Consider the following 534-nt stretch of genomic DNA (forward strand, 5'->3'; position numbering starts at 1 on the left):
AAGATTGTCCAAGCACGGCAAGGCTTCCGAGCTATTCACCATGTGCATGATCGCCCCTTCGATTCAGATGCGCTTTGATGTGCGTCAATTCGATCGGTCCGCCCGTGGGGTTCGAGCAATCCCTTCAGCCAGGATCCGCATCGTTCAGCCAGGCGCCGTTGAACCCGGCGCGTCGCAATCCGGTGACGATGTACGGGCAACCGCGCATCAAGCGCCAAACCATGTCGCTCAGGTAGTTCTCGATCATCAGCACGATGGGGCCCTGGTTGATGCCGAAGTGCCAGGGCGATACCCACCACCCGTACGGATTGCCAGGCTCGCCCGGGTGGGTGGGATTGAAGGCCGCCTTGAAGCCGTATCTGCTGAACTCTTTCAGCTTCGCCTGATGGATGCAGAAGTCGAGCGCCTCCAGGACGATCTCCGGAGCGAACGGCAATGAAGCCGCGACCGCCCATGGAGCGAGCGTGCCGTCATCCGGCCCATAGGGAACGCCGCGGCCGACATAGTCGTAGAACTCCCGCTGGACACCATTGA

The 534-nt window shown here is 60.9% G+C and carries 1 protein-coding gene; it reads right to left on the minus strand.

What is annotated here, in order from left to right; genetic code table 11:
• Positions 1-124: 124 nt before the first annotated feature.
• The coding region (locus E5X34_RS32660) for a glucoamylase family protein (RefSeq protein ID WP_292573351.1) at positions 125-534 on the minus strand (410 nt) is incomplete at its 5' end.

The organism is Mesorhizobium sp. (genome assembly GCF_004963255.1).
Taxonomy (GTDB): Bacteria; Pseudomonadota; Alphaproteobacteria; order Rhizobiales; family Rhizobiaceae; genus Mesorhizobium.